The organism is Chryseobacterium sp. SIMBA_038, from assembly GCF_046535115.1.
In the GTDB taxonomy this organism is placed as follows: Bacteria; Bacteroidota; Bacteroidia; order Flavobacteriales; family Weeksellaceae; genus Chryseobacterium.
The window spans coordinates 236215-242910 of sequence record NZ_JAWRXH010000007.1; the positions used below are offsets into that span (position 1 = coordinate 236215).

7 protein-coding genes are annotated in these 6696 nt (G+C 31.4%); 2 read left to right on the forward strand and 5 right to left on the reverse strand.

Annotation, left to right across the window (positions count from 1 at the left end):
• The first annotated feature begins 84 nt into the window (after positions 1-84).
• The gene (locus tag SB689_RS18590) at positions 85-1023 is read left to right on the forward strand and encodes a DUF4349 domain-containing protein (RefSeq protein ID WP_410693589.1); all 939 of its coding nucleotides are present in this window, start codon (positions 85-87) and stop codon (positions 1021-1023) included.
• Positions 1024-1230: 207 nt separating this feature from the next.
• Here SB689_RS18590 and SB689_RS18595 read toward each other — a convergent pair whose 3' ends face one another.
• Together SB689_RS18595 and SB689_RS18600 are read right to left on the reverse strand one after the other, a co-directional pair.
• Positions 1231-1596 (reverse strand): hypothetical protein, encoded by a 366-nt coding sequence (locus SB689_RS18595; protein ID WP_410693590.1) that lies wholly within the window; start codon positions 1594-1596, stop codon positions 1231-1233.
• Positions 1597-1621: 25 nt separating this feature from the next.
• Positions 1622-2761, reverse strand: coding sequence for an acyl-CoA dehydrogenase (locus SB689_RS18600; RefSeq protein WP_066750834.1), 1140 nt, complete (start codon positions 2759-2761; stop codon positions 1622-1624).
• Between the two features lie 252 nt (positions 2762-3013).
• Between SB689_RS18600 and SB689_RS18605 the strand changes: the two genes are divergently transcribed.
• Positions 3014-4792, forward strand: coding sequence for an AMP-dependent synthetase/ligase (locus SB689_RS18605; RefSeq protein ID WP_410693591.1), 1779 nt, complete (start codon positions 3014-3016; stop codon positions 4790-4792).
• A 32-nt stretch (positions 4793-4824) separates the two neighbouring features.
• On the opposite strand, the gene SB689_RS18610 is transcribed toward SB689_RS18605, so the two are convergent.
• From SB689_RS18610 to SB689_RS18620, 3 genes are read right to left on the reverse strand one after another with little or no spacing between them, the layout of a single operon-like run.
• Entirely contained in the window at positions 4825-5244 is a 420-nt protein-coding gene (locus tag SB689_RS18610) for a DUF1573 domain-containing protein (RefSeq protein WP_410693592.1), read from the reverse strand.
• Positions 5237-5905, reverse strand: coding sequence for a hypothetical protein (locus tag SB689_RS18615; protein ID WP_410693593.1), 669 nt, complete (start codon positions 5903-5905; stop codon positions 5237-5239). The genes SB689_RS18610 and SB689_RS18615 overlap by 8 nt, the downstream gene beginning before the upstream one ends.
• 49 nt (positions 5906-5954) lie before the next feature.
• Positions 5955-6098: a hypothetical protein gene (locus SB689_RS18620; protein WP_410693594.1), complete on the reverse strand. Its 144-nt coding sequence runs from the start codon at positions 6096-6098 to the stop codon at positions 5955-5957.
• Between the last annotated feature and the right edge of the window lie 598 nt (positions 6099-6696).

Below are 6696 nucleotides of genomic sequence, written 5' to 3' on the forward strand. Positions count from 1 at the left end.
TCAATTTACCAACACAATACACTTCTTTTACAAGCGCTACAAGAACTTCACCGCTAATTTTACTTCATCAAAAAAATTAATGTTATGAAAAAGTTCATCTTACTGGTTGCTGTATCAAGCACTTTCATTATGTGTAAAAAAGGAGAAGCTGCACAATCTCAATTTGAAAAAGCGGTAAACACTGCAGACAGCGCGGCAACGGTTGCGTCTGAAACTATTAATTCTGTTAATAATTCGGCCAACGCGGTTTTAGATTCTGCTAATGTTAAAATAAAAGAATTCGAAGACACTAAAAACGGAGTAAAAGAAAAAATTGAAGCTACTTCAAAAATGGTAGATTCTTTATCAGATAAAATTACTTCCACAAAACTGGAGTCAAAAATAGAAAAGAAAGATTCTTTAAATAAAAAATCAGAAAAAATTGTCGTGAATGTTCCGGCTCCAAAAATAATCAAGGAAACAAAAATCATTTATAAAGACAAACCAAAAAGTGAAAATTATGAACTGAATGTTCCTAAAAATAAAATGGTAAAAACAGGAACTTTAGAACTTACTGTAAATGATGCCGAAACTGCAAAAGAAATTGTAAAAGAAGAAGTAAAGAAATATGACGGTTTTATAAGAAGTGAAAATATTTCATTAAATAACAACGAAAACAAAATAGCTTACATCAAAGTAAAAGTTCCTATCCAGAAGTTTGAGTATTTAATGGATGAATTAAGCAACAACAATATCGGAAAGGTTGAAAATAAAACAATTGAAGTTTCAGGGCAAGATTTTGCTCAAAACACGATGTGCGAATTAGACATCACACTTTACGGTAGTGAAGATTCTTACATCAAAGGTGAAGACACGGAATCTTTCGGGGGAAAATCTCTCGCAGCCATATCATCCGGCTGGAATGTCATCACGTCTATTTTCCTATTCATTCTTCCTTTATGGCCAATATTTTTAATTGCAGGAATTGGATATTATTTCTATAAAAAGAAAAACAAAAATCTCCCAAATAACGATTCTAACTAAATTTTTACAATCCATCTTCGCGATGGATTTTTATTTTAATAATATTTTAATGAAAATAACACGCAATACATAATACTTATTTCTATCTTTATTAAAGCAGGTTTTAGATAAACATTTTCATTCCTCGGAATGAAATGTCAAAAATATTATATTAAGTTATGTGATTCGTGAAAGTAAAAAGGCTCCCAAATTGAGAGCCTTTTACTATTATTTCATATTCACTATTTTATCTACGACATACGTTGTATTTCCTCTCCATGGCAGAGCTCCGTTGTACTCTTTGTAATGAAGATCGAAAGATTTTCCGCTGTTCAGCTCCAATTGTTTAAAAACTTCAGGGTCTGAAACAGAAAACTCAAATTCATAACTCGTGATACTTCCGGTTTTACCCCTTCCGAAACCTTCCTGAATCAGTTTGCCTTCATAGGTTTTGAAGACATACCCTTTTTTAATGGCATAATTCAGATAACCGGATTTTACACCTTCTCCGAAAACAAAGAAATATTTATACCAGATAAATACTCCTAAGAGCAGTAAAACAACGCCCAGAGTGATTAACAAAGGTTTTTTCATAGTAATATAGTGTTTTTAAAAAGTTTTATTTTGCGATACTTCTCGAAATCACAATTTTTTGGATTTCTGAAGTTCCTTCATAGATCTGAGTGATCTTCGCGTCACGCATCATTCTTTCAACGTGATATTCTTTTACGTAACCATATCCACCGTGAATTTGCACTGCTTCAATAGTCGTATCCATTGCCACCTGAGAAGAATAAAGTTTTGCCATAGCTCCAATCTCAGAAATATCTTTTCCTGCGTCTTTATCAACAGCAGCTTTGTAGCAAAGCATTCTTGCAGCTGTGATCTGAGTTGCCATATCAGCCAATTTGAAAGCAATCGCCTGGTGGTTGATAATTTCAGTTTTGAAAGCTTTTCTTGTTTTAGCATATTTCAGTGCCAATTCGTAAGCTCCGGAAGCAATTCCTAAAGCCTGAGAAGCGATACCAATTCTACCACCGTTCAATACAGCCATTGCAAAATTGAATCCAAAACCGTCTTCACCAATTCTGTTCTCTTTCGGTACTTTTACGTTATTAAAGATCAAAGAGTGAGTATCACTTCCTCTGATTCCCAATTTGTCTTCTTTTGGTCCGATCTCGAAACCTTCCCAACCTCTTTCTACGATAAACGCGTTGATACCTTTATGCTTTTTCTCAGGATCTGTCTGTGCAATTACCACATAGTAAGATGCAGTTCCACCATTTGTGATCCAGTTTTTAATACCATTTAAAAGATAATAATCTCCCTTGTCTTCTGCAGTCGTTTTTTGAGAAGTAGCATCAGAACCTGCTTCAGGCTCAGATAAAGCAAAAGCTCCGATCACCTGACCGCTAGCCAAAGGTGTAAGATATTTTACTTTTTGTTCTTCAGACGCAAATTTTTCAAGACCTGCACAAACTAATGAATTGTTTACAGACATAACAACAGCCGCAGAAGCATCAATTTTTGCGATCTCCTCCATTGCTAAAACGTAAGAAACACTATCCATACCTGCTCCTCCGTATTTAGGGTCTACCATCATTCCTAAAAGTCCCATTTCTCCCATTTTCTTCACCTGCTCCGTAGGAAACTTCTGCTCTCTGTCTCTCTCGATAACTTCAGGTAAAAGCTCTGTTTGTGCAAAATCTCTTGCAGCCTGCTGAATCATCAGCTGTTCTTCTGATAAATTAAAGTCCATAAAAATTTAATAATTAGATGGTCGTAAATTTACACTTTTTAACCAAACCTGAAAATAGAATTGCAAATTAGACGCTAGTAATTAGAGGTTTGTCACATTATAATGATTTTAAAATTTTAAGAACCTAAAGTTTTAGTATGAATTATTCAATATTATGCCACACATTTTATTAATTTCTAACTTCTTGTTTCTAATTTCTGTAATTAAAAAAAATGCTTATATTTAGAATTCTTTACAAATTTATAGAAAATCATGACGATCAAAAGATTATTCGATATACCTCACTTTGCTTTGGAAAAATATCCTAAAGCTGATATGTTTGTGACGAAGTATCATGGCGAATGGAAAAAAACTTCTACCCAAGAGTTTATTAATGAAGGAAATAAGATATCAAGAGGACTTTTAAAACTGGGTATAAAACCCGGAGATAAAATCGCTTTGATCACCACAAACTCTCGTACAGAATGGGCAATTATGGATCTCGGACTTTCCCAGATCGGAGTCGTTTCTGTCCCTGTTTATCCAAGTATCTCCCCAGAAGATTATGAATTTATTTTCAATAATGCTGAAATAAAGTACTGTTTCGTTTCAGATAAGGATCTTTTAGGCAAGGTAATGAAGGTAAAACATAATATACCTTCTTTACAGGGTGTTTTTACGTTTGACAATATAAGCGGTGCTGCCAATTGGAGAGAAATTTTAGACCTTGGAGAAGATGATTCTACCCAAATTGAGGTTGAAGACTTGTCTAATGCTATCAATTCTGAAGACCTTGCTACAATAATTTACACTTCCGGAACCACAGGAAGGCCAAAAGGAGTATTACTTACTCACCATAATATTGTTTCCAATGTATTGGGATCAAATCCGAGAATTCCGAAGAGAAAAAGCTTAGATTATAAGGATACAAGAGTGTTAAGCTTTTTACCGATTTGCCATATTTTTGAAAGGATGCTTTTCTATCTTTTCCAATATAATGGTTTTTCTGTTTATTTCGCCGAAAGCATTGATAAAATGGGTGAAAATGTAAAAGAAGTAAAACCTCACTACATGAGTGTTGTGCCTAGATTGGTAGAAAAAGTTTACGATAAAATCTATAATACAGGTTCTTCTGCAGGAGGATTAAAATCAAAAATATTTTTCTGGGCTTTAAATTTAATTCAAAAAAAGAAAGAAGTTTCAAGACCGTCTGGATTACAGGAAATCATTGCTGATAAGTTGGTATTTAAAAAGTGGAGAGAAGGCTTAGGAGGCGAAATTATCACTTTAGTTTCAGGTTCTGCAGCTTTGTCTACCAGATTGAATTTAATGTTCCAAAATGCGGGAATTCCTATCTTGGAAGGCTATGGTTTAACGGAAACTTCACCCGTAATTTCTGTAAACAGTTTTGATAAAATGAAAACAGGAACTGTTGGTTTACCGTTAGACAATTTGAATGTAAAAATTCAGGAAGATGGTGAGATTACCGTAAAAGGACCTTCTATTTTTAAAGGTTATTTTAAAAATGATGAAATGACCAAAGAAGCTTTCACAGAAGATGGATATTTTAAAACAGGAGATATCGGACATATAGACAGCGACGGATTTTTACAGATAACGGACCGTAAAAAGGAAATGTTCAAAACCTCCGGAGGAAAATATATTGCGCCACAAACGATTGAAAACTTGGCTAAAGCTTCAAAATTCATCGAGCAAATTATGGTTGTTGGTGATGGTGAAAAAATGCCTTGTGCTTTCGTTCAGCCAGATTTTGAATTTGCAAAAAATTGGGCAATGAGAAATAATTTAAATATTGGCTCCACTCCTCAGGAAATTGCAAAAAGCCCTGAATTAAAAGACAGAATAGAAAAAGAACTCGACGGAATCAACGAACATCTTGGAAACTGGGAAAAGATTAAAAAAATTGAGTTAACACCCGAAGTTTGGAGCATTGATGCCGGACTTTTAACTCCAACTTTAAAGCTAAAAAGAAAAGCAATAAAAGAGAAATTCATTGATCTTTACAATAAAATGTATGATCATCATAACTAAAAATAAAAACCGTTTCAATTGAAGCGGTTTTTTTATTGTATATTTCCTTTTAAAGTTAAAGGAAGTATTGTATCGAATTTTGAAATGTTCTTATTCGTAATTAAAAATATTTGTTTAGCAATAAGCCCATTATCATTATACTTGTTAGGATCGTATTTAGTTTTTATAGAAATAGTATCGTTCTTAAAATAAAGTCCTGTTTTTACATTACTTTCAGTACAATCGCAACCATCTCTTAAACCATATACTTTTAAAGTATCATATCGTTTATTTATATATTTAAAAGTATATTCATATAATGAAGTTTTATTTTTGCTTAAAATTCCAAAATCATGGGTTATAGATTCTTTATTTCCATTAAATACGACTTTTTTAGAAGTTTTGTATGTAAATAAGCATAAGACAATAATAACTAAAGCAGCAATAATTAAGTATAGATATTTTTTACTCATTATTTTTTTTTCTTTTAACATAAACTTCTAAACCCATCATTGCATTTGTGTATAAATTTTGTTCTCTTGAAATATTTAAATTTTTATGCCAATCTCCGTCTTTATATCTAACATAAGTAATTTGTTCTTCATAATTTGTTTCTCTTAAAGATGGCCCTACTTTTTTATCATTAAATTTATTTGGAAGCCATTTTATAGATACAAACACTCCACCTAATGGAAAGGGTAAATTATAATCTAAAACGTTAATATTTACTTTTCCTCTACCTTTATTTTGCGGAATAAAAATAATCTGCTTTTTGTTGATTTTTTCGTTTGGAAGTCCCGACAATGAATCTATCTTATAAAAATTAATTTCTAAATTTGTAAGATTTACTTTAGAGTCTGTCTTGTGCAAAAATAAGGTTACACTATTAATTCTTCCTTTTTTTCCTAATTTATTTTTAAATTTTACTCCTTCTTCGTAATTAGTAATTGGAATAAACCTTACATTGTTTTCTTGCTTTAATCCAAAATAATAATCAATTTTTTCATAATCTTTATTATTAATTATAACTGTTTCTATATCAGTAACTCTATTGTATAGAGTATCTTTTTTTAATTCTTGGGCTTTAACACAAAATATTAAAAAAATTAAAAGGAATTGTATAATATTTTTCATTCTATTTAAAAGTAAGACTTTCTTAAAAGAAAGCCTTACTAAATTTTAATTAATTAAAACCGCTACCACAGCCAATAAGGTCAGTTGTATCCCATTGAAACAATCCATTACCTGGTTTCACCTGAGCTTGTGTGTTAGTTAAAGATGCAGTTGTAAGTAATACAAAAGCAGATAAAACAAAAAGTTTTCTCATTTTTAAGTTTATTTTTTCATCACCTACTTATTTTGCTGAAAATTTCAACAGAGAAATTCTCAACTTTCCTTTCGGAGGTAGGTTTTCGGTACTTCCTACCTTTCTGTTGCAACATATCCTTTAAAGCTCAATCTATAAATGATTAAACCTTTTATTAAATATTAAATAAAAACAGCTTTGAAAAAAGTAGCTATTTGTGTTTTTTTTAAGAGATGTCAAATATAAATCAATATCAAATACTAAATATATTTATTCTTACAAAAGAGAAATAAATTCTAAACTTTATAACTTATTTAACTTTCTCTTAAAGCTTAAAATAATTTTAAATGAAAAATTTAATTCTTCTTAGATTTGATTTAATTAATAGGAGCGGGTTTTAACCCGCTTTCATCATTGTATCTATGTAAATTGGCTTCAGCCAAAACTTAAAATTCCAGATAGCATTTCCTTCAAAATTTCTTATTCAGGATCGTTGATGATTCATGGCTTATAATTTATTATTCATTTCTTTGAGTTAAGTCCAAAAAAAAGTCTCATACAAATGAATGTATGAGACTTTTAAATAAAAACTGGCGGCGACCTACTCTCCCGCTTTCGC